Annotated in this window: 27 protein-coding genes; 3 read left to right on the top strand and 24 right to left on the bottom strand. The window is 34.8% G+C overall.

Going from position 1 to position 22,947, the window contains the following annotated elements; genetic code table 11:
- Nucleotides 1–15: 15 nt before the first annotated feature.
- From M0R21_07420 to M0R21_07330, 19 genes are all read right to left on the bottom strand, one after another.
- Nucleotides 16–1,074, bottom strand: coding sequence for a ketoacyl-ACP synthase III (locus M0R21_07420; GenBank protein MCK9617652.1), 1,059 nt, complete (start codon nt 1,072–1,074; stop codon nt 16–18).
- A gap of 20 nt (nt 1,075–1,094) precedes the next feature.
- Entirely contained in the window at nt 1,095–1,499 is a 405-nt protein-coding gene (locus tag M0R21_07415; GenBank protein MCK9617651.1) for a MaoC family dehydratase N-terminal domain-containing protein, read from the bottom strand.
- Between the two features lie 15 nt (nt 1,500–1,514).
- The gene (locus M0R21_07410) at nt 1,515–2,147 is read right to left on the bottom strand and encodes a NeuD/PglB/VioB family sugar acetyltransferase (GenBank protein ID MCK9617650.1); all 633 of its coding nucleotides are present in this window, start codon (nt 2,145–2,147) and stop codon (nt 1,515–1,517) included.
- A gap of 10 nt (nt 2,148–2,157) precedes the next feature.
- On the bottom strand, nt 2,158–2,907 hold the full coding sequence (locus M0R21_07405; GenBank protein MCK9617649.1) for an SDR family oxidoreductase: 750 nt from the start codon (nt 2,905–2,907) through the stop codon (nt 2,158–2,160).
- Nucleotides 2,908–2,917: 10 nt separating this feature from the next.
- The gene (locus M0R21_07400; protein MCK9617648.1) at nt 2,918–3,982 is read right to left on the bottom strand and encodes a ketoacyl-ACP synthase III; all 1,065 of its coding nucleotides are present in this window, start codon (nt 3,980–3,982) and stop codon (nt 2,918–2,920) included.
- Between the two features lie 59 nt (nt 3,983–4,041).
- Entirely contained in the window at nt 4,042–4,269 is a 228-nt protein-coding gene (locus M0R21_07395) for a phosphopantetheine-binding protein (GenBank protein ID MCK9617647.1), read from the bottom strand.
- 12 nt (nt 4,270–4,281) lie between these two features.
- On the bottom strand, nt 4,282–5,211 hold the full coding sequence (fabD, locus tag M0R21_07390; GenBank protein MCK9617646.1) for an ACP S-malonyltransferase: 930 nt from the start codon (nt 5,209–5,211) through the stop codon (nt 4,282–4,284).
- 6 nt (nt 5,212–5,217) lie between these two features.
- Nucleotides 5,218–5,784, bottom strand: a complete 567-nt coding sequence (locus tag M0R21_07385) for a GNAT family N-acetyltransferase (protein ID MCK9617645.1) — start codon at nt 5,782–5,784, stop codon at nt 5,218–5,220.
- Entirely contained in the window at nt 5,781–6,203 is a 423-nt protein-coding gene (locus M0R21_07380; protein MCK9617644.1) for an FdtA/QdtA family cupin domain-containing protein, read from the bottom strand. The genes M0R21_07385 and M0R21_07380 overlap by 4 nt, the downstream gene beginning before the upstream one ends.
- Complete coding sequence (locus M0R21_07375) at nt 6,200–6,607, bottom strand: FdtA/QdtA family cupin domain-containing protein (GenBank protein ID MCK9617643.1); 408 nt, start codon at nt 6,605–6,607, stop codon at nt 6,200–6,202. The genes M0R21_07380 and M0R21_07375 overlap by 4 nt, the downstream gene beginning before the upstream one ends.
- A gap of 360 nt (nt 6,608–6,967) precedes the next feature.
- The gene (locus tag M0R21_07370) at nt 6,968–7,387 is read right to left on the bottom strand and encodes a hypothetical protein (protein ID MCK9617642.1); all 420 of its coding nucleotides are present in this window, start codon (nt 7,385–7,387) and stop codon (nt 6,968–6,970) included.
- Nucleotides 7,288–7,788 carry a hypothetical protein gene (locus M0R21_07365; protein MCK9617641.1) on the bottom strand — a complete coding sequence of 167 codons (501 nt, stop codon included), beginning with the start codon at nt 7,786–7,788 and terminating at the stop codon, nt 7,288–7,290. The genes M0R21_07370 and M0R21_07365 overlap by 100 nt, the downstream gene beginning before the upstream one ends.
- A gap of 345 nt (nt 7,789–8,133) precedes the next feature.
- Nucleotides 8,134–8,616, bottom strand: a complete 483-nt coding sequence (locus M0R21_07360; GenBank protein ID MCK9617640.1) for an ArsR family transcriptional regulator — start codon at nt 8,614–8,616, stop codon at nt 8,134–8,136.
- 225 nt (nt 8,617–8,841) lie between these two features.
- Nucleotides 8,842–9,354: a UpxY family transcription antiterminator gene (locus M0R21_07355; protein ID MCK9617639.1), complete on the bottom strand. Its 513-nt coding sequence runs from the start codon at nt 9,352–9,354 to the stop codon at nt 8,842–8,844.
- Nucleotides 9,355–9,460: 106 nt separating this feature from the next.
- Nucleotides 9,461–10,417, bottom strand: a complete 957-nt coding sequence (locus tag M0R21_07350; protein MCK9617638.1) for a Gfo/Idh/MocA family oxidoreductase — start codon at nt 10,415–10,417, stop codon at nt 9,461–9,463.
- 137 nt (nt 10,418–10,554) lie between these two features.
- Nucleotides 10,555–11,031: a 1-acyl-sn-glycerol-3-phosphate acyltransferase gene (locus tag M0R21_07345; protein ID MCK9617637.1), complete on the bottom strand. Its 477-nt coding sequence runs from the start codon at nt 11,029–11,031 to the stop codon at nt 10,555–10,557.
- 305 nt (nt 11,032–11,336) lie between these two features.
- The gene (locus M0R21_07340) at nt 11,337–12,791 is read right to left on the bottom strand and encodes an amino acid permease (protein MCK9617636.1); all 1,455 of its coding nucleotides are present in this window, start codon (nt 12,789–12,791) and stop codon (nt 11,337–11,339) included.
- A gap of 22 nt (nt 12,792–12,813) precedes the next feature.
- Nucleotides 12,814–14,337, bottom strand: coding sequence for an amino acid permease (locus tag M0R21_07335; GenBank protein ID MCK9617635.1), 1,524 nt, complete (start codon nt 14,335–14,337; stop codon nt 12,814–12,816).
- A 262-nt stretch (nt 14,338–14,599) separates the two neighbouring features.
- The gene (locus M0R21_07330) at nt 14,600–15,886 is read right to left on the bottom strand and encodes a DUF2851 family protein (protein ID MCK9617634.1); all 1,287 of its coding nucleotides are present in this window, start codon (nt 15,884–15,886) and stop codon (nt 14,600–14,602) included.
- A 182-nt stretch (nt 15,887–16,068) separates the two neighbouring features.
- On the opposite strand from M0R21_07330, the gene M0R21_07325 reads away from it, so the two are divergent.
- The 3 genes from M0R21_07325 to rny all read left to right on the top strand — a co-directional run bounded on the left by M0R21_07325 (nt 16,069) and on the right by rny (nt 18,493).
- On the top strand, nt 16,069–16,356 hold the full coding sequence (locus M0R21_07325; GenBank protein ID MCK9617633.1) for a hypothetical protein: 288 nt from the start codon (nt 16,069–16,071) through the stop codon (nt 16,354–16,356).
- Nucleotides 16,357–16,378: 22 nt separating this feature from the next.
- Nucleotides 16,379–16,669: a cell division protein ZapA gene (locus M0R21_07320; protein ID MCK9617632.1), complete on the top strand. Its 291-nt coding sequence runs from the start codon at nt 16,379–16,381 to the stop codon at nt 16,667–16,669.
- Nucleotides 16,670–16,948: 279 nt separating this feature from the next.
- Entirely contained in the window at nt 16,949–18,493 is a 1,545-nt protein-coding gene (gene rny, locus M0R21_07315) for a ribonuclease Y (protein ID MCK9617631.1), read from the top strand.
- Nucleotides 18,494–18,758: 265 nt separating this feature from the next.
- Here rny and M0R21_07310 read toward each other — a convergent pair whose 3' ends face one another.
- The 5 genes from M0R21_07310 to rplI all read right to left on the bottom strand — a co-directional run bounded on the left by M0R21_07310 (nt 18,759) and on the right by rplI (nt 22,934).
- Nucleotides 18,759–18,989, bottom strand: coding sequence for a hypothetical protein (locus M0R21_07310; GenBank protein MCK9617630.1), 231 nt, complete (start codon nt 18,987–18,989; stop codon nt 18,759–18,761).
- Between the two features lie 15 nt (nt 18,990–19,004).
- A complete protein-coding gene (locus M0R21_07305) occupies nt 19,005–20,051 on the bottom strand; it encodes a DUF5103 domain-containing protein (protein MCK9617629.1) in 1,047 nt (348 codons plus the stop codon).
- A gap of 46 nt (nt 20,052–20,097) precedes the next feature.
- Nucleotides 20,098–21,498, bottom strand: a complete 1,401-nt coding sequence (locus M0R21_07300) for a hypothetical protein (GenBank protein MCK9617628.1) — start codon at nt 21,496–21,498, stop codon at nt 20,098–20,100.
- Nucleotides 21,499–21,652: 154 nt separating this feature from the next.
- A complete protein-coding gene (locus tag M0R21_07295; protein MCK9617627.1) occupies nt 21,653–22,423 on the bottom strand; it encodes an RNA methyltransferase in 771 nt (256 codons plus the stop codon).
- 61 nt (nt 22,424–22,484) lie between these two features.
- Nucleotides 22,485–22,934, bottom strand: coding sequence for a 50S ribosomal protein L9 (gene rplI / locus M0R21_07290; protein ID MCK9617626.1), 450 nt, complete (start codon nt 22,932–22,934; stop codon nt 22,485–22,487).
- Nucleotides 22,935–22,947: the final 13 nt, after the last annotated feature.

Raw genomic sequence — 22,947 nt, 5'->3', positions numbered from 1 at the left:
GTACTACTGTATTTTTTATAACTCTAATAATTCGGGACAAACGATATTGTTTGTTTTAATATATGCACTTGACCAAACAAAGCCGGCTCCTATGGCGCACAATAGAAGTGAAAGAGGTTTCTTACTGATATCTTCTCTGATATTTGTTACCATCAATAAGGGAATAGCTGCACAACTTGTGTTTCCAAACCATTGAATATTAGAGGGTATTTTTTTTTCTTCGAGTTTCAATTTTTTTCCTATTGTTGAATTTATTTTCATATTAGCCTGATGAAATAAATAAAAGTCAACTTCTGAATGAATATTAATATTGTAATGTTCGCAAAGTGATTTAATTGCCTTTGGACATTCTGAAATAGCAAAAGAAAATACTTCCATACCATTCATGATTCCATGTATTGGGGCACGTCTGATGCCATCTTCATTTTCTTTAATAATAAATGATTCGGGTGTAACAAAATGACGAAAACCGCTGTCGGGACTTATAACAAATTCATAACATGAGCCATCTGACAATAAATTGCTGTATATTTTCTCTGCTTTTTTATCGTATTCCCAGGCTGTAGCTGTTCCGGCATCTCCCAGCAAAGGATATCTTGATTTATCTTCGGGTGAAGAGGTAAGTGAATTTGTATCACCGACAAGGAGCAATGCCTTTTTTATTGTTCCTGAAGAAAGAATACTGGAAATTACCGTAAGACCCTGAATAAATCCGGCACATACTGCTGAAATATCGAAAGTAAAACAAGATGTTGGAAGTTTGAGCTTATCCTGAAGAATGCAGGAGGTTGCAGGAGATCTGTAATCTGGTGTATTAGATACAAATATTAGTGCATCAATTTCTGACTTATTCCAGTTAAGCTCTTTAATCAATTTTTCGGCTGCGGTAAAACAAAGATCGGATGTACAAACTCCATCACCTCCGATTCTTCTACTTTCTATCCCTGTTGTTTTAATGAATTTTTCAGCTTCATCATTTTTGAAAATGGGGAGATTTTCAGTTCGAATTGTTTTTGCCGGAACGCAGGCTGCAACACCTCTAAGTGCAACATTCTTTATTTCTAAAAAAGCCATATAATAGTTAAAATCAATAATTAAATAAATTGTATCGGGTTTTTGATCCTTGTCAGACAATCAATGCATATCTTTCCCTGAGCATTTATAAAACGGCATTTAATAGTTCCTACATGTGTTTCTGTATTAACATTCACGACTTTAAATGTCATTATATATTCTTCATTGATATAAATGGGGCGAATAAAAGTGAATTCTCTATAAATGTTTATACTTGCTTCGCCTGGGAATCTTTCACCAATGACTCGTGAAAAAGTTGAAGCAGCATGCATCCCTTGAACAGCTAAACGTTTAAAATAAGAATTTTTGGCATATTCTTCGTCTAAATGAACGGGATTTGGGTCGCCTATCAACTTTACGAAAGCTATTACCTCATCTTTGCTAAAAACAACTTTTTCAGTTGTAGAATCTCCAACTTTCAACATAATTCGCAAATCAGATTATTCCAATATCTTTGCTGGATTACCAATTACAGTCATATCTTTTTTAACGCTTCTCATCACTACACTTCCTGCACCGACAGTAGAATTATCACCGATTTTTATTTTTGGATAAATGGTAGAACCTGTGAAAATTGATACCTGATTTCCGACTTCATTCTTTCCACAAATAATATTACCAACATACAAATGAGAATAGTCTCCTACACTTGAATCATGTCCAATATTACAATGATCTTGAATAATAACATGATTTCCTATTTGAGTATTAACAGATAGCGTTGTAAAAGCTCCGATAAACGCACCTTCACCCAGAACTGATGTTCTGTTTATATTGGCTGTGAAATGTATTAAACTGATAAATTTTCCTCCTTTACCGGAAATTGTTTCAATACTTTTTACCCTATCAACAGGATTAACAAATGAACAAATAAAGAGGTCGTCTTTTTGTACTTGATAATCATCAACCGTTGAAATTACATTGGGATAATTTAATTCATTTTTCATGGAATCAATATTAGGGTCAAGAAATCCTTTTATATTCCATTTTGAATTGTAGTCTGGTGAAAGTAATGCGTATTCGTAAACGATTTTTGCAAAATTGCCAGCTCCGATTATTATTAAATTTTTCATATATAATATTTTAATGTCCACCATTAGTTGTAACCCCACCATCAATTGTAAAAATACTGCCGGTAACCCATTCTGCGGCATCCGATAAAAGATAAATGCAAGCATAAGCTATATCAGAGGGTTTTCCAATTCCGAGGGGATAAATTTTAAAATGTTCTTCAAGTTGTTCATCTGTAATAATACCACTACTCAAAGCTCGAGTTTTTATAAATCCTGGTTGAATGCTATTTACAGTTATTTTTTGAGGAGCTAATTCAAGAGCTAAAACTTTCATAAAAGAGTTGATAGCTCCTTTAGTAGCAGAGTATAAAGAGTTCCCAATTTTTACACTAAAAGAAGATATTGATGAAATAAAAACAATTGAGGCGTTTTTTTTGATTTTTTTGATTTTCAAGAGTTTTTGTACTAATTGAATTGATGAAATTATGTTAGTATTAAAAACTTCAGAAATTGCTGAATTTGTAACGTTTTTAACAGGCATTGTTTTCAAAATACCTGCATTTAATACAAGTCCATCCAAAGGTGGTAATTGTCCGATTAATGAATCAATATCTTCTGATTTTGTTAAATCACTAATTATCTGAGCATTATTTATACCTGACAATTGGCTAAAAGTTGCATTTAACCTTTCGGCATTTCGTCCGGTTATAATAATATCCGCACCCATTTTAGAGCTTTCAATAGCTATGCTTTCTCCTATACCAGAAGAAGCACCGGTAACAAGAATTATTTTACCGTTTAGCGAAAAAGGATTAAACATAATAAAAAAATTATAAATACATAAGTTCAGGGCAAATAATTTTGCCCATATTAATTCTCGCAGAACTAATTGAATATCCGACCCCAATTGTAGTCATTAACAAGTCCAATTTGTTTTCCTGTAGCTTTTTTCCTAAATTTGTTACCATTAACAGAGGAATAGTTGCCCCACTTGTATTACCAAACTCATTAATATTGTAGGGTACTTTTTCTGCGGGAAAATTTAATTTTTTCCGTAATTTCTCACATAGATATTTATTAGCTTGGTGAAGTAGCAAATAATCAATGCTTTCGTCGTCGTAAGGAAATTGTTTTTTAAGTTGGAATACGCTCTTTGGAACATTTGACATTGCATAGGAAAATACTTCAACCCCATCCATTTTTTCATGAAGTCGTGTACGTTTTATTCCATCGCCAAAATCTTCCATTATAAATGATTTTTCATTTACTGGATTTCTGCATCCTCCATCCGGAACAATTACCGAAGCTCTGCCTGAGCCGTCAGTCAAATAATGAAAATCCATAGTATCAGAATCTTCTTGAGAATATTCCAATGCTGTTACTGTGCCGGCATCACCAAGTAAGAGGTACATACTTCTGTCTTCATAACTTGCATATACTGATTGTGTGTTTCCCACCATCAATAAAGCCTTTTTAATGGTGCCACACTGTAATATACTTCCTATGGTGCCTAAACCAAGAAGGAAACCGGAACAGCCAAGTGTTATGTCAAAAGCTAAACAAGATGTTGGCAAACCCATTTTATCTTGTATTACACAGGCAGTAGCAGGCAATTTATAGTCGGTGGTATGTGAAACAAAAATTAGCAATCCAATTTCTGACTTGTCCCAACCGAGATCGGCAATCAATTTTTCAGCTGCTTTTTGACATAAATCAGATGTACAAATTGAACCATCGTGAACTGCACAATGGCGACGTTCAACTCCTGTAGTTTGAATATACTTTTCAATTTCTTCTTTTGGTAAAAGAGTATAGTCTTTGTTTTCTTCTACTCTTTCGGGAACACAAGCAGCCATTCCCTTAATTTTTACATTCTTAACACTTAAAAATGACATAACGTTTGATTTAAAATTAAAAAATAGAGGTCAATGATTATGACCTCTATTTTAATTTGTTACTTTTTTTGAATTAGATTATACAAATCTTCAATGGTACTTACCCCTCTTAGATCTGCACCTGTTACCCTTTTTTCAAATTCTTCATCTATCATAGCAATGACAGAAAGTGCAACTAAGGATCCCCATTCTTCAATTTCCTTGAAAACTGTTGAAGGAGTAAATTCTTCTGCCGGAGTGTCATCAAACTGTCTGGCAAATACTTGTACAAAATCATTTAGTTCCATAATCATTAAGTGTTAAAGTGAATAATTGTTGATTTTACTACTATATGTAGAGATGTTCAAAAGAGAAGTTACTATTTTGTCAGGACACATGCGTGCTACTATTTTCTGGAGTGTATCGTCAGTACCAACTTCGTAGAATTCCTTAACACAATCTGCCTCCATATTTTGGAGCATCAATGTCCACAAAACGGGGTGAGTGATATGTTCAATAAGGTTGTTTTTGATTTCTAAAGGTTCAGTATGAGGCTTTGCATCAACGCATTGATAAATTGGGCATTTGGGTTTACTGAAGTTTGTATTTTTTATTATTTCTCCTAATTCAATTCTTGCTTCTTCCATGTAAGGAGAATGAAATGATCCGCTTATAGCAAGAGGTATTGCCTTTTTTGCACCTTCATTTTTGAATGCTTTACAGGCTGTTCTAATCCCTTTTTTAGAACCGGTTATTACTACTTGTCCTGGTCCGTTATAATTAGCAAAGTAAATAGGTTCACCTGTTTCTTCAGAAATTTCTTTGATACGACGTGTAATGTATTCATCAGTAAAGCCAATTACTGCACCCATAGCAGTATCAAATTTTTCACAAACTTTTTGTGCGATTAAAGCACGATTCAAAACTAAATTAAGACCATCTTCAAAACTAAGAGTTCCATTTACTACAAGTGCAGCAAATTCACCTAAAGAATGTCCTGCGACAACATCCGGAATGATTTCTTTTTGTGTTAAAGCCAGAATAACTTCATATAAAAATACAGATGGCTGTGTGTTTTTTGTTTCCATTAAATCTAATTCATTGCCAAAAAACATTACATCAGAAATTCGCCTTCCAAGTAGTTCGTTAGCATATTCGAACATTTCTTTTGCCTTTAGAAAATGGTCGTATAAGTCTCTACCCATACCTTCTTTTTGGCAACCTTGTCCTGGAAAAATAAATGCTTTCATAATTAACTAAATATTAGTAAAACCTATTAACCTTTCAATTTTGGGTTTATTTTTTTCGAAATCTTGTTTTGTTAGGTTGAATGTGTAATATTCTCCATTTTCTTCGATTCTTGTACCCTTGATTTTCAATCCAATCATTAAATTAAATTTAATAACTTTCTTGTTATCAACATGGCATCCTTCTACCCCAAATTCTATTTCTTTTCCAAGAATATCGAAAGCGATAATTCTTACAATCAGGGCTGAAGCAATAGAACATTCAAAAGCTGCATTTTGCTCAAACACCCAGCTTCCACTTGTAAATCGGTCTTCTTCAATGTGATATATTCTGTTCAAGCCAACTGGTTGGCCTCCTTTGAAAAAAATAAAATAATAATCTTTGCCTTCGGATTCTCTTTGTTTATAATCACGAATCCATTTTTTTTGCAACTCTATATCAGAAGATGTTGAATGTATAAAACGACCTAATTTTGGATTTGTTCTAAGTTTGACAATGAATTCTGCATCATTTTCGTTTACGAATCTTAATTGTAATCCATATTTTTCAAAAGTAAAATCTGAAGGTAAATTCATTTTAATAATTTAATGTAGTTAATAAAGTCATCATGGCTTCGGATATAATCAAAATCCTGATATACTTCGGAAGTAAGTACCAAACAAACTGCACCAGAAGAAAATGATTTTTCAGCAGCCCAAATCCCAGGTGGTATATGTAGACCGAAATATGGACGATTTAATACGATAGTTCTTTTATTTATGCCATCATCTAATTCTATTTCAAAACTACCACTTGCAGCAATTAAAAACTGATGACATATTTTATGGGCATGTGCTCCTCTATCTTCCCCACCTGGAATATCATAAATGTAAAATACTCGTTTAATTTCAAATGGTAAATTTTTTAAATTTTCCGCAATACTAATATTTCCATTTCTATGTATATTTCTTGGTAACTCAACTACAGAACAATCAAAAACATTTACTTTTTTCATGGCTTTTTAAAAGATTTAAATGATTCATAATCCATGATGTAGTCATCTTCTTGATAAAAAGTCGAAGAAAGAACTAAGGCAACAGAGTTGGTACTGAAATTATCCATAAAACGCCAAAGTTTCTGGGGAATATACAATCCGAAATAAGAACGATTTAAATGGAAGCGCTTTTCAGTAATTCCATCATGAATTTCCACGTCAAAACTACCGGAAAGGGCAACCACAATTTCCTGTTGCTCTTTAAAAGCATGACCACCACGGGTTTGTCCACCTGGAACGTCGTAGATCCAATAAACCCGTTTGATTTTAAATGGTATGTGCTTTTCCTGCTCAATAAATGTCAGATTACCACGTGGGTCTTCAAATTTTGGAAGGTTTATAAGTTTAACTTCAGAAATTGACATGCAAAGTAAATTTAATTATGAATAGTGAAGAATTTCACTGTTTGTTTTATGCTGTTATTTATTAGTTCTTTCTGCGATATTGATGCTTGCTGTGAATATTTTGGTTATCTCTAAGTTGTCGGATAATAGGTCGGTAGCCGTTATTGAAGTTATATAATCCGAATCACGCAATAATAAAATCCAATATGTAGCTTCATTGGCTTCAGTCCACAGATTCTTGCAGATTGATCCGCAGATTATTTTGATCAACAAATTATTTTTTTGTCCGCGAATTACACAAATTAAACTAATTTTATAATTATAATTTATTGATTGAAACTAATTTATCCGCGAAAAATAGCGTAATTGGCGGATGATTTTTCAATCTGTTTCCTTCGTATGAGGCTTGTCAACAAAAGCAATCCGGCTACCTTGTTCGATGGTTTTCATTACCACATCTTTCAGGTTCTTTTCAGGGGTTTCTGTTTTAGCCATTGCTTGCTTAAGTTGTATTTCAAGGTCTTTTATCTTGTTTTCCAGCGCTAATATCTGTTGTTCCTTCAATTTCACTTCAGAAGAATAGTCCTTTTGCAAAACCTCTTTTTCAAACTTAAACTGGGAAGTAAGACGGTCGGTAACTTCTTTTTCGCTTTGTTTAATGGCTTTCTGAAGTTTATCCGGAAACTTTTCGACTTTTATCTTTAATTCGGAATACTCTGTCTCTTTTGCAAGAATAGTCTGTTCCCGTTCCTTGTATTCCTTATCAAAAGTTTGCTGTTTTTCAACCAGCGCTTTATCCAAAGCTGATTTTTTTCATTATAGGTATCTTCGTCTTTCTTACGTTTTATCGTAAGGGTATAGGTATATTTCTCCTCTTCGCGTTTACGTTCTTTTGCTGTTTTTTCTTTTTCCTCTTTCAGCGTTAATTCATGAATTGTCTTTTCTTTATCCCAACTTTGACGCTTTTCTGATATTTCCTTGTCGAAAGCTTCCTTTTTTTCGCTTAATTTTTTGTCAAAAGCTTCTTTCTTTTCTTTTTGTGCCTGGAGTAATGCAGCCAACGAATCGGTTTCGGCTACAATTCCGTAAAGGTTTTCCAGAGATTGTTTTTCGTTTGCGGTGGCTTCCTTCAGAGATGATAATTTTTTGTGCTCTTCAACAAGTGATTTTTCAAGCGTATCGAGTGAACGAGGAATATCCAATTTTAGATTGGCAATCCCTTTAAGAATGTTTTCTTCTGATAATGAGGAGGCAACATTTCCGGAGGCTTGCTTTGCTTCTGCATGTTTGGTTTCTTTCGGGCTTTCCTGTTTTTCTTCCTGAATCTTAGCCTAACAAATTTTCGTAAGCATTCAATATCTCCGTTTAGTACTTAGTTAATTTGCTGCCGTTGCCATACTATTTATTTTAATTTTAATTAAAATCTATTCTGTTCCTTGCTCTGAACTCCTCATCCCGCCTAAGCACAGCTTCGCCCTCTCAGTTACAATAATACATGTAACCTATTGGTATTAAATTGTATTGTAATTGCCTTCCAAAGAAAAAAATTACATTTCCCAAAGGAGAAAGGCTTCGGGTTCTTCTTCCCGGAAGTCTTCATATTCCTCAGGTAACATCAGCATATATCGTATTTTGCGGTGGATAAGCTTTTCGGCTTTTTCTACCAGTGTCAATAGATAATTTTTATCAATATCTTCTCCAATCAGTACTATATCAATGATATGGCTATCAATTCCCCTCGAAAAACTACCGGTAAGGTACACTTTTTTTAATCCTCCCAACTTGTTAATGATTTCTTCCGTTACAGTATCAATTCCAACATGCTTAATAATGATACGATGGATATCATTAAAAAGGGGATGCCGGGTATTGGCAAAAAACATTTTTTTATTGCCTGAAAAAGAAGAAGTAAGCAATCCTGCTTTTTCAAACCGGTTTAATTCAATCCGAATAGCATTAGTGGATTCCTGAAAATCGGATTCAAGGTCGCGCAAATAAGAAGATGTGGCACTGTTCAGAAAAAACTTCATCAGCAATTTTATCCTTGTTTTCGATATGATCAGTGCATCTAACATAGAATAGATGAATTAATAACTTATATTATTGATTGAAAGATTGTTAGTAATTTTAGCGTTATTGAGTAATATTATTACTCAAAGGTATAAACTTTTTTTATTACAAACACATCAGTTACGTAAATTTTTTATAATTTTTTTATTAATTTATGTTATTGATTCAATATCTTATCATTATATTTATTTGTTTAAAATGGAAATATACTGTATAGGGATGGTTATCAGAATTGCTTTTCCCAACTGTTCGAGACGGATAAGTACTTTTTTTCTCCCTCTATATTCTATGAGTTCACCTTCAAATCCTGAAAAAGCGCCTGATGTAATCGTAAGCAGGTCTCCTTTTTGGAAATTATTGGAAGTAACTTCAAATTCAGAGAGAGGGTTTTCGTTAATAGATTTAAGGAAAAGGATTTGTTCTTCGCGAATTGGTGCTGGTTTGCCTTCAAAAAAGATGTAACAAACTGCTCCGGGAGTGTTTAAAATATCATAATATTCTTTTTTTCCTGTATTTACAAAAATGTATGAACGTATCAATGGCTCTTCCACCCATTTTTTTCTGTCTTTCCATTGTCTTTTTTCTCTGCGAAGGGGGAGGAACGCTTCATGCCCGCCTTCCGTTAACAGCTTAAAAACTTTTTTTTCCCAACGTGAGCGGGTGTAAAGAGCAAGCCATTGTTTAGAAGAGATAGACATATTTGTATGGTTTATAAAGCTTTTAAAGTGATAAGATTTTTAAATAATAAAAAATTTCACTTTTTGTTTTAAACTATAAATGATTAACCAATAACTTATAATTAAATCACTTAATTCCTAATAGTGGGTGGTATTCACCAATACGCCCTATGGGTTGGGTATTACGAATTTCATAAGCCATCTCGATGCATGGGCGGGCATGTTCCAGTCCGAAACCGTTGCCATTGATTATTTGTTTATACGATTCGGTGTGCAATTCGGTAAAGCCTCCGCTAAACTCAATTTCTTTACCATCCACAGTGATGGAGCGATAGGTACGTTGTCCTTTCTGTTTGATCTCTGCGGGTATATTTTCATAATCCACACTCAAAAACCAACGGACGCGGGCATGTTCCAGATCAATATAACCTCCGGCTTTATCGGGCTGGCTTAGATGGACGATGCTTTGTTTAACCTTGCCAAAGATCCAGATGAGCATGTCGAAAAAATGGATACCAATATTGGTAGCTATGCCACCCGATTTTGCGCTATCGCCTTTCCAGGAAATAAAATACCATTTGCCACGGCTTGTAATATAGCTTAAATCGACATCATAGACTTTATCCTTGGGTCCATTTTCGATTTTTTGCTTTAGTTCAAGCAGGGCTGGATGGAGGCGAAGTTGCAGGATGTTAAAGATTTTTTTGCCCGTTTCCTTTTCTATCTGGTTTAATGCATCCACATTCCATGGATTTAATACTAAGGGCTTTTCGCAAATTGCATGGGCTTCGTTACGTAATGCAAGTCGTATATGGGCATCGTGAAGGTAATTTGGGGAGCAGATACTTACAAAGTCAACTTTACCTTCTCCCTTACGGCGAAGTTTATCCAAATGACGGTCAAAACGTTCGGATTCCGTAAAAAAAGAAGCCTGAGGAAAATAGCTGTCCATTATACCTACGCAGTCGAATTTATCGAGGGCAGCTACCAAATTGTTGCCAGTTTCCTTGATGGCTTTCATGTGCCGGGGCGCGATATAACCGGCAGCACCTATCAATCCGAAACTGTATTGTTTTTCTGTCATTTTTTTATTTTTTTAAGATGGACAAAATTAGTAAATACAGTCTTTGCCCTGTGATTTTATTTGTTTGGCAAAATTAAAAAGAAAAAAAGGTTAATTCTAAGCCGATGTATATTCGTTGGGAAAAAGTGAATATTCGTTCAGTTTTGTCGTGTATTCGCTGAAGAAAGATTAAATTTTTCAGGATGCCGGGCAGTTTTGGTTCTGTAGAATTCTTCAATTTTGTGGAAATCATTTTGAAAATTTCCTGAAGGATAAAGAATTTCGCCCAAACCCCCTGTTTTACTGGCATAATCGAGGTACCCCAATACAATGGGAACCTTGGCATTAGTGGAAATGTGATAAAACCCTTTTTTCCATATAGGGTTATAACCTCTTGTGCCTTCAGGTGTTATTACCAAAATAAGCGAATGATTTTTATTAAATAATTCAGTGGATATTTCTATCAGATGGTTTACTTTTCCTCTTTTTACCGGAATACAACCCGTTTTTTTTAGTAGATAGCCAAAAGGAAAAATGAAAGCTTCTTTTTTAATTAAAATTCGCACCTTGAGTCTGAGGACTGTAAACCCCAAGATTCCAATAAAATAATCAATATTACTGGTATGGGGTGCCATGATGATTACGCACTTTTTTATATTATCAGGAAGTTCCCCTACAATTTTCCATCCCATTAACCATAATAAAAATCTGGAAATATGTTGCATTCTGGATTTAAAATTAATTATATGTTACTTTGATTATAGTTGCGAAACCCACCCGGCATTGAAGCAGATTGCAAAAATAAAAAATACTTACTATGTAAAAAAACTGATATTGTGAAACTTTAAATATGTGATATTCAATTTATTAAAATAAAATAATTGATTATTAATATTTTGACAATGTCTTACCCGAATTTTGAAGAGAGTTACTACCTTTTTCAGGACTTTAATGATGATGTATTTGTTTTTCCTTTTTTCCAGATATAATAAACCGGAACTCCCATGAGTACGATAATTAAACCAGGCCAAGTATAATCGGGCTTATAAATGAGAAGAATAATCATTATAAGAATGGAAATTAAAATATATATTGCGGGAATCACCGGATAGCCGAATGCTTTGTAGGGTCGTTCTGCATGGGGCTTTCTGATTCGGAGCACGAAAATTGCTGTAATGGTGAGAACATAAAAGATAAGAACGGCAAATACTACATAATCAAGCAACTGGCTATATGTTCCTGAAAAACATAGTAATGAAGCCCAAATACCCTGAGTAATCAATCCGGCAGCCGGAACACCTTTTGCATTCAGCTTCCCTACTTTCTTAAAAAACAAACCGTCGCCAGCCATAGCATAATATACCCTTGCTCCTGCCAGTACCTGACCGTTATTACATCCAAAAGTGGAGATTACGATAAAAACAGCCATTATAACAGCCGCATACTGCCCAAAAACACTTTCCATAGATGCAGTGGCAAGCCTGTCGTTGGTTGCAAACTGCATTCCTCTTTCAAAAGCCGTGGTACCTTCTATATTTCCCCGCAAAGGCAAAATGTTCAAATAAACAAGATTAGCTAACAAGTAAATAGCAGTTACGATGAGGGTTCCAAAAAATAGACCTAAAGGCACATTACGTTTAGGATTTATTACTTCACCAGAAGTAAAAGTAAGATTTTCCCAAGTTACCGAAGTAAAGAGTGAACCCACCATGGCAGTGCCGATTGCGACAATAACAGCAAATCCGGTTAAGGATACAAATTGATTTCCGCTATATTGCTGGGCATCCCACAAGATCGAAAAATTGGCTTTTACTGCACCATTGTTAGTGGCAAAAAATAACCCGATGAGGATAAAAAGAAGTAAAACAATGGTTTTTATTCCTGTGAATCCATTTTGAATGTATTTTCCTGTTTTAATTCCCTTTGTATTAATCCATGTGAGCAGGACAATACTTGTAACCGCCAGTAACTGGGCATAATTTATTTTAATACTTCCCATGGATATTAAAATGTTATTTTCGGAAAACCAGGGGACAAGTACCCCGAAAAATTTGGCAAATGCCATAGCTACTGCAGCAATAGTGCCTGTTTGTATTACAAGAAAAAGTGTCCAGCCGTACAGAAATCCAAAAAGAGGGTTGTAGGCTTCGCGAAGATAAACATATTGACCACCTGCCTGGGGCATCAGTGATGCCAGTTCGCCATAGCTGATGGCTGCAAAAATGGTGAGAAAGCCCGTGATTATCCAGGCTACCATTAACCATCCCGGGGAACCCAGGGTACGCGACATATCGGCACTGACAATAAAAATGCCAGAACCTATCATCGAACCGATGACCAATGCCGTAGAATCAAACAGATTCAGACTTTTCTTTAATGCAGGCTGATTTTTCATAGTGTATAGTTCTAAAATGTCATTACAAATTGTTATTATTTAATTTGCTATGATGCCTTCCATAAGTAAAATAAATTATAAAGCCCAATAGCATCCAGATAATTAAACGCATCCAAGTGCCTAAGGGCAGGGCTACCATCTGTAAAAGACAAATCAGCGCACCCAAAGCAGGTATTACCGGAACGAATGGCGTTTTGAACGGACGATGTATGTCCGGTTTTTTGTATCGTAAGAAAATAATTCCCACACAGACAATTACAAAAGCAAGCAATGTACCGATGGAAACCAGTTCGCCTAAAATCCCGATAGGCAAAATACCGGCAAGTACAATGGCTACTGACCCGGTGATGATAGTGCTTACATAAGGCGTTTTGAATTTACGGTGAATATGAGAAAAAACGGGCGGAAGCAAACCGTCTCTTGACATGGAATAAAAAATCCTCGGCTGCCCCATCAGCATCACCAGGATTACCGAACTCAAACCGGCAATAGCGGCAATTTTAATAATCGGACGAAGCCAAAACATGCTATTTCCCATTGCATTTACTCCCACTGCTACTGGGTCGGCAACATTTAATTGTGTATAACTTACCACGCCGGTTAAAACAATAGCAACTAAAATGTATAAAACTGTTGAAACCGATAACGAGCCAAGAATGCCCCATGGCATATCTTTCTGTGGATTTTTAGATTCCTGTGCTGCAGTAGAAACGGCATCAAACCCAATGTAGGCGAAAAAGATAACCCCTGCACCCCTGAATATTCCGCTCCATCCAAAATGCCCCCAGGTCCCGGTATTCTTTGGAATAAACGGATGCCAATTTCCGGCTTTTACAAAAGCAATCCCAAGACAAATAAATAAAATAATTACCGACACTTTTACAATAACCATAATATTATTAAAATTAGCAGATTCGCGAATGCCTATTACCAACAGACATACCAGGGAAAAGATGATAAACATGGCAGGAAGGTTTATAATTGCAGTTGCGTGTGGAAGAGTCTCCAGATTTAATATTGATAAAGTTTCTTTCGGCAACGAGGATAATGTTGTCCAGCCCATATTAGGGATATTATACAATTTTGCCCCTGTAGCTGCCATAAATTCAGGCGGAATGATGATATTAAAATCCTTTAAAAAACTTACCATATACCCCGACCATCCTACCGAAACTGTGGCAGCGGCAAATAAGTATTCCAGAATTAAATCCCAGCCGATTATCCATGCAAAAAACTCGCCCAAGGTAGCATATCCATAAGTATAGGCACTACCTGCAATGGGAATCATAGATGCAAATTCAGCATAACACAAGCCGGCAAAAGCACACGCAAGTCCTGAAATTAAAAAGGAAATAACGATGGCGGGTCCGGCATACTGTGCCGATGCCTGACCGGTAATTACAAAAATTCCGGCACCGATAATAGCTCCAATACCAAGAGTAATCAAATTAAGCCGAGTGAGTGTCCGTTTTAATCCATGACCATTTTCCCGACTTTCTTCCATTAGTTGATTTAATGGCTTTAGTGCAAATATATTTTTTAACATTTTATTCTATATTAAGGATTTAACTGTATTGTTCCTAAAAAGAAATGTGTTAGGCAAATTCATTGAAATAAAATGACTGATTACTGCAATGTAGACGGTATGCTGTAAAGAAGAATTCTCAATAAAACAGTATTCTGCAATTCCAATCGGAGTAATTGTAACCAGAATGATTATTGCCGATTTTATGCTATGCAAACCGAAAAATATCTTCAACGGATATGGGTTTTTAATTTGAAAATTTGCCTCTGCAATTTATAATTTTTTATAATTCCTGCTCACGTTGTAATAAAAAATTACCAATATTGCAATCAAGACATTTTTTCTGCTTGCAAAAGCAAATCTTCAGTTCGAGTAACGCTTGGCTTTGTAATGCCGAATTAATTTTAACTCCCAAGTTTTCAAATTCTTTAGTTATTGAATTCTTTTCGGGGGGTAATTGTTCAAGCATCTGGAAAGCCTTTTCTGCCAGATTTTGGTTACCTGTTGCTTTTCCATACAAAAATAGAAAAGGAATTACTGTATTAATAATTAAAAGGATAATAGCATTTTTCCCAAACGATTTAGTACGGTATGCAGCACATTTATCAAAAATGTAATGCGTATTCCAATAGTCGGAACAATGTACATCAAATAAAGAAATTATTTCATGGATACTTTCTATCGTGGTAATTTTGGAAAAAAGTGCGGAAGACTGATGAACCAGTGCAGCAAACTGTGCTATTCGCAAAGTGGGAAAATTATCGGGACGTATCCGTAAAAAACGCCATAGATGTAACCCAAGTGGCTGCAATGCAAATTTTTCGGAAAGAAAACGGTATTCTTTTTGCAATTGCTTTGGGTAGTTATCATTATAATTTTTTTCAAAAAAACCGGCTTGCCCAAATAGCATCGCTTCAATCTGGAAAAGATTATCTTTGTGTTTGGCAAGGCATTTAACCGGAAGAGATTTTGCTAACATCTCGAAAGGGAGTGTATTCACACCTATTCCGAAATTTTTTGCCAGTGCCTGGTAAAATGTTTCCTCCCAGTTGTTTTTATTTTGCTCAAACGATTGCTGTAGGATCGTAACTTTTTTTTCAAGCCGGGTAGCAGATAATTTTTCAAGCCAATTTGTCAACACAATTGCTTTGGTTTGTGCTATGTGTTTTCCACAGGCTATTTCACTGCGACTCATCATTAAGTCCTGGTAATTTTCGAAAAGAGCAGGTGCTATGCGGTGCTTCACTTCAAGAGTAGGGATACAGTTGCCAAAAGAATTTTTTACACTAATATCATCATTGTAAACAATATGAAGTATGGTGCTCTGATAAGCATTATCATGTTGATGCCCATGTTTCAGCCAATCTGACGATTGCATGTGAATTTCAATATTGCCAGCCCAGGTAGTGTTGCCGATGGTGATTCTTGCGTTAAAAAAATCAGGACCTGCATCGGTATTTAGTTCTCCAGGGTGAATTACTGTAATATACTCGCCGGCAGTGGTGCTGAGTGGAAAGGTAAAAAGCCTGAATTTCCACAGATAATGAAGAAATTCTTCGTTAAATTGCATGACTAAAAAATGGATTACTAAGATACAAATTTTTAACTGACAAAATTTAAAATAGATTTTATGGCAGATAAGGGCAACTTAACTTTTCTTTATAGCATTGTGACGGGAAAAAATATTTTGTTATTTAAGATAAAAAACTATCTTTGCAATACAATAGGGGGTTTATTCCATTATTGATAACTATGAAGAGTATTAATAAGTTAATTGCTGGTATAGAATATAAAGTCAGGGAGTTAACAGAACGTTTGCAAAGTCTTCAGGTTGAAAAGAAAGAATTGAACCAAGCCATTGACAATTTAAAACAAACTATTGAAGAACAAAATAGTAAAATACGAGAATTAGAAGAGAAATTATTTACATTAAAATTAGTTAAAACTTTAAATAAAGGCAAGGAGAACTTAGCCGAAAAGTACAAGATTAATGAACTCGTGCGGGAAATTGATAAATGCATAGGACTTTTAAACAAATGATATAAAAAGAGAATTTTACCCTATGAATGAACTAAGTATATCAGTTACCATTGCTGACCGGCAATACCGGTTAACCGTTAAAAGAGAAGAAGAAGAAACGGTAAGAAAAGCAACTAAACTGATAGACAAAATAATAAATGAGTATGCTGTTAATTACGCTTTTAAAGATAAACAGGATTTGCTTGCAATGGCTTCGTTACATTTTGCTACTGAAGCCGTGAATGGTGAAAGCCAACTGACATTTTACGAAAATCATCTTGAAGCAAAACTAACGGAAATAGACAGGATACTCACTGAAAATATCGTTGTTTAAAAGATTAGTGTTCTTTGAAAATACATTAAAATTTACCCGCATTTAATTCAAACTACGTTTGTAAACTCAACACTACAATCATTAGGGCTAAGCTCATTGATAGGTAGGACAGGCCTCAATCCGATTATTCGGGTTTCACCGAAAGGGGAACAGTGGACGTTCGAAACATCTGGCAGCTCTATACATGTTTAACTGGGGTTTACTAAAACTCCTGAATTAATGCGGGTTTTTTTTGTTAAGGCTCCTTCCTCCATTATTCAATCATAAATATATAAACCTATGGAACAAATAATTTTTATTATTATCGCTTTAATAGCAGGAGCAATTATTAGCTGGTTTGTTACTAATAATTTAATTCGTAATGCTATAGAACAAAAAAGCGCACACATTATACGTGATGCAGAAGAAAAAGCTGAGGTAATTAAAAAGGAAAAAATTTTACAGGCAAAAGAAAATTTTTTGCAGCTTAAAAGTGAACATGAAGAAATAATTAACGAAAAAAACAACAACCTGCTTAAATTTGAAAACAGGATAAAACAAAAAGAAGCCTCCATTTCGCAAAAAATGGAGGAAATTCAACGCAAACAAAAAGAATTAGACACCATTAAAGCCAATCTGAATACACAACTCGAAGTAATAAGTAAAAAACAGGCTGAGCTTGACAAATTTCACAAAAAACAGATTGAACAACTCGAATCTATTGCTAGCCTCACGGCTATTGAGGCTAAAGCACAACTTATAGATAGTCTTAAAGATGATGCAAAAGTAGAGGCGGTAACCCTTATTAAGGATATTATTGATGAAGCCAAAATTACCGCCAACCAGGAGGCTAAAAAAATTGTTGTAGAAACTATTCAGCGTACAGCTACCGAAAATGCTATTGAAAATACTGTTTCCGTTTTCAATATCGAAAATGATGAAATGAAAGGGCGAATTATCGGGAGAGAAGGCAGAAACATCCGTACTTTAGAAGCTCTTACCGGAATAGAAGTTATCATTGACGATTCTCCTGACGCAATTATTATTTCCGGCTTCGATCCGGTACGAAGAGAAATTGCCCGTTTGTCGTTGCACAAACTGGTAACAGATGGTCGTATCCATCCTGCACGAATTGAAGAAGTCGTAGCCAAAACAAAAAAACAGATTGAACAGGAAATTATTGATACAGGAACACGGATTTCCATTGATTTGGGTATTCATGGTTTGCATCACGAACTTACACGTCTTATAGGAAAAATGAAATACCGTTCTTCCTATGGACAAAACCTACTCCAGCATTCAAAAGAAGTGGCTAATCTTTGCGCAACTATGGCAGCTGAACTGGGCTTGAACCCTAAAAAAGCCAAACGAGCAGGATTGCTGCATGATATTGGTAAAGTTCCTGATAATGAACCTGAATTGCCACATGCTATTTTAGGGATGAAAATCGCTGAAAAATTTAAGGAAAAGATTGAAATTTCCAATGCAATCGGAGCGCACCACGATGAAGTGGAAATGATTTCGTTGTATGCTCCTATCGTTCAGGCATGTGATGCTATTTCAGGGGCACGTCCCGGAGCTCGTAGGGAAGTGGTAGATGCTTATATTCAGCGATTAAACCACCTTGAAGAACTTGCTTTATCTTACCCCGGAGTACTTAAAACGTATGCCATCCAGGCAGGACGTGAATTGCGGGTTATGGTAGCTTCCGATAAAATCAACGATAACGAAGCAGCACAGCTATCTTTTGATCTGTCGAAAAAAATTCAGAGTGAAATGACTTACCCGGGACAGATAAAAATTACCGTAATCCGCGAAACAAGAGCTATCAATTTTGCCAAATAACAGGCAATCGAAAATTATCTACCCAGGATTTATTCAACAAAAAACGCAATTTATATGAAGAGTCGCGTTTTTCGTTAGCAGGTGTACCTGTTTTTACTAACCGGGATGGTATAAATTTTCGCTGCATTGCAGTATCCCTGTTTGTTTTTAAACCAATCGTAATGGGTATTTCTATTCAAGTGCCAAATTGTTAAAATATTAGAAGTTAAATTGATAAAAATGTCATTAAAACAGTGTTTTTTTAGCGGACTTTGTTATTTCGTTTTTAAAACAGATTGTTAATACTTTTAAATCCTATCAACTTATCTGCATAACTTCCTGGCTCTCTATAGTATACAAAAATTGTATAATTATTTTCTGTTTCAAAATGATTACCTTCTATTGCAGCAGTTCCTGCTTTTCCATCCGTATCAACAAAAAGATATTGGTAATTATAATAACCCTGTTTGAGAAGTAAATTTCCTTTGTAGGCTTTTTCCTTTGCGTTATATTGCATTTTTGCATTTTCTTGTTATTGCCATTGTGTTAATCCACCGAAAATATATACATTTCCTGATAAGTATGGAACATCTGCTGGTAAAGTAAAAACAACTATGCAATAATCTGCTTCGGTGTCATTATCGTAAGCATCATTGCTTTTAATCAAAAAATTTCCATTAATATCTTTCTGCGATTCATATACTTGAAAGGGTTTTTTCTTGTCGGATGCCAAAGTAATTATGTAAAGGCTATCTTTTTCAATTTTACGAGTTCCCGGGCTTTGGTATCTGAAATCTTTTGTATCAAAATTTCTGAATTCGTTTCCACCCTCAAAAGAGATATCTTCATTAAAAGTATAATCAATGGTGTTGCCAACTACCATTTGGGGTTGAATACCAGAAATTCTGTTGTCAAAACGCTGGTTCTGATAAATATAAATTTTAAGGTTCTGATAGGGGTTTGAAATAAGATAGTTGGAAGTATGTAATGAAAAACTTATTTCCTGATGTGTATTACTGTTTTCGAGCAGCGTTGCCCGTTGTACTTTGGCATCAATGGTAAGTTGTGATTCCACGACATAAAAATGTGCAATGATTATTGGTTTGTCTTTGGTGTCATCAGCATACACAACAATCAAATAGTTTCCCGGCAAAATAAATTGGGTACTCTGTTCTGGAAATTGCAATGAATAATGGCAATAGTCTATTAACGTATTTCTCGAAAAGGTAACCTGGGTGATATCACCTTCGGCGAAACCGCTTATATAGTCGGAAACAGGAAGTTCTGTGGCATCCCATTCGGCATTGCAATAAACAAAATTATATTTATAGTGCTTGTTTTCAATGCCTAACTCATCAAATTTCAGTTCTAACTTGTTGTCGGAGCCTAGCGTAATCAAGGGAAGTGCAAATTGTGTTCCTTCGGGTTGAAGAATAAAAGTTTTGATATTTTCGGAAAAAATATGGTCAGGGGAAAGTGCATTTAAATCAGGCTTGCCGGAAATGTCCTGGCTAAATACTTGTAAGGGTGAAAAAAATAAAAAATAAAAAAACAGGTATAGAAAATATTTTTTTTCCATACCTGTATGGTTTGAGTAATATTGCATTTGTCAAAAATAAACCCGGTTAAACAAGATTGGTGTTTTCGAGTTTGTAATTTTTATTGGAAATACCTACATATCCTTGTTTAAAGAAAATGAAAATGTTGTTTTTATCAAGTTTGAGGTTTGAGAGAATGTTCTTATCATTGGTAACCCTGAATTGGTTAACAAATTCAGAGATTTCGTTGATATGTTTAGGTTCGTTGAATTGGTTAAGGTATTCAAAAACAAGTTTTTTTATGGTACCTGTTTTAACATATCCCCAGCCCTTAAGGGCATAAGTACTTGTTTTACCAATAGCAACAATATCTCCAATGCTCAAAATTGATGACCGAAGAGATTCAATATTGGGAGGAGATTTTATGGTACGACGGTCAAGTTCCTGACGAATTTCAGTAAGGTGCATAGGATGTTTGAAATCTTCCAGAATTTCAATTACGAATTCCGAAAGTTTTTTCATAGTATTTCGGGGAACAACTACAGAACTGTTTTCTTCGAGAGTCAAACCAAACTCATCAGTAGCAATGCGTTTGCACAAGGGCAATAACTTTGCAATAATATCTGCATCCTGTGTTTTTAAAAAGTTGGGGATAAAATCGGCAATATTTAGCAGATAATTGGCAGCATTACGTGTGTGTATCCTGGTTTCGATATCTTTATAAAATTTATTGAAATCGAAAAGTGCAGCAAACTCATTTTTTATCAGGTAGCAGTTTTTATAATGCTTGGAGTTAAAATACAGTTTGTGTGAGTCTTTGTAAATTAAAGAAAAGACAAAACCATAAAAACGTGTTGTGTACTCAAGGTTTTCTACCTGATTTATCGCATCGGAAAAACGGGGAGAAACGATGATATAGTCTTCTTTTTCCTCAAGATTATAATAGAAATGATTTTTAATAAATTTTATATGATCGAAAAGACGCAAAAGACTTGATTCGAGCATTAACGGAATGCGCTGTGATATTTGACGAACGCGTTCACGAGTAATGGAATACTGTGATCCAATTAGTTGTAGGGTTTGCTTTTTCTTTCCTTTGTAAAAGCCTGAATTACTTTCGAATATAAATAATTCCCTTTCATTCAAAATATTATTTGTAAGAATATTGATGAATTTGAAGAAAGGAAGCCGGCTGTCAATAAATTCAACTTTAAGAGATTCCATTACATCGGAAGGAATGTTAAACCTGTCGAAACAGAAAAACTTGAATTTATCAAAGGGAGTTTCTTCGTCAGTCTTTCCCAGCATATCCGGGGTGAGGGTGTAGAGAGCTATGTACTTTTGCGATAGTCCAATAAGTTCTTTGTTGGTTTTTTCGCCGCAGTTACGGATGATTTTGAAATCCCCGTTTTTAAAGTAGAACGCTATAATTTTAAATAACGTTTCGATTCCTTCATCGAGGCACACATTTTTGGTCCTTTCAGACAAGTTCTCCTGTTTTAGGAGTTCCTCAATGTGATAATTAATTTTACTTACTGTTTGTTCCACTGCTGTAAATTTTAAAGATTAACTTTACAAAGTTATAAAAAATTTTAAATTAAAAATAAAAAAATTTTAATCATCAATAAAAATCTGCTGCTTTTTAGCCTTGTCTGCAAAATTCGTAAAGAATGATAGCTGTTGCAATAGATGCATTCAGCGATTCGGCTTTGTCGCTAATATTTTTTCTATTGCCGTAAGGAATTTTAATTTTTTTTGTTATGTATGGCAGAAGAAAATTGGATATACCTCTCGATTCGTTTCCAATTATTATTATTCCATTAAAATCAAGTTTAATAGCAGAAATATTTTCGCCATTAAGGAAACTTCCATAAATATTTATTCCGAAAGGCAGGCTTGCGAAAAATGTGTCGAGTTGCGTGTAATGTATACGCACTCTTGCCACTGAGCCCATAGTTGCCTGCACAACTTTAGGGTTATAAACATCAACACTGTTTTCACTGCAAATAATATCAGATAGTCCAAACCAGTCGGCACTGCGAATGATAGTCCCTAAATTACCTGGGTCTTTTATTTCATCCAGAACGAGGACAGGGCAGTAGGAAAAATCCGTTGGCAAAGGAGCAGGATCAGGTATTTTAACCAAAGCGAGTATTCCAGGCGGGGTAGTTTGCTGGCTTATTCTCTGCATTTCTGCTTCTGATATAGAAACTATTTGTATGTTAAATTGTGAATAAGTATCAAAATATTTTTCGTAAATCAAAGGAGTTAAGTAAATTTTATCAATAAAAAAATTGCTGAAAATTAATTCATTTACAATTTTAATCCCTTCCGCTATAAAATAATTGTGCATGTTTCTGCCTTTATTTGCAGAAAGTGATTTAATATATTTTATCTGGTTGGCTGGAAGCATAAAAAAATCCCGATTAAAAAAACCGGGACTAAAATTATAAAAAATTACTTTTTTTTAAAATTTATTCGGCAAATACTTCAAAATTTATTATTGCGCTTACTTCTTTGTGGAGTATGATTTTTGCAGTATAGTTCCCCAATTCCTTAATAGATTCACCATCAACATGGATTTTTTTACGGTCAATTTCGTAGTTGAACTGTTCCTTTATGGCTTCTGCAATTTGAATAGCATTAACCGAACCAAAAATTTTGCCGGTAGTGGCAGCTTTTGCACCTATTTTTACGGTAATATTGTCAAGAGCTTTGGCTAAGGTAGTTGCTTCTTTTTTAATTTTTTCTTCCTTGAACGATTTTTGTTTAAGGTTTTCGCTATGAATTTTTAAATTAACTTCAGTAGCAAGTATAGCAAAACCTTGGGGAATAAGATAGTTACGACCATATCCATCTTTTACATTAATTATATCATTGGCAAACCCTAAGTTGGGAACGTCTTTTTTTAAGATCACTTTCATGTGTAATTCTCCT

The organism is Lentimicrobiaceae bacterium, assembly GCA_023227965.1.
Classification (GTDB): domain Bacteria; phylum Bacteroidota; class Bacteroidia; order Bacteroidales; family JALOCA01; genus JALOCA01.
This window is presented reverse-complemented; position numbering and strand designations above follow the sequence as displayed.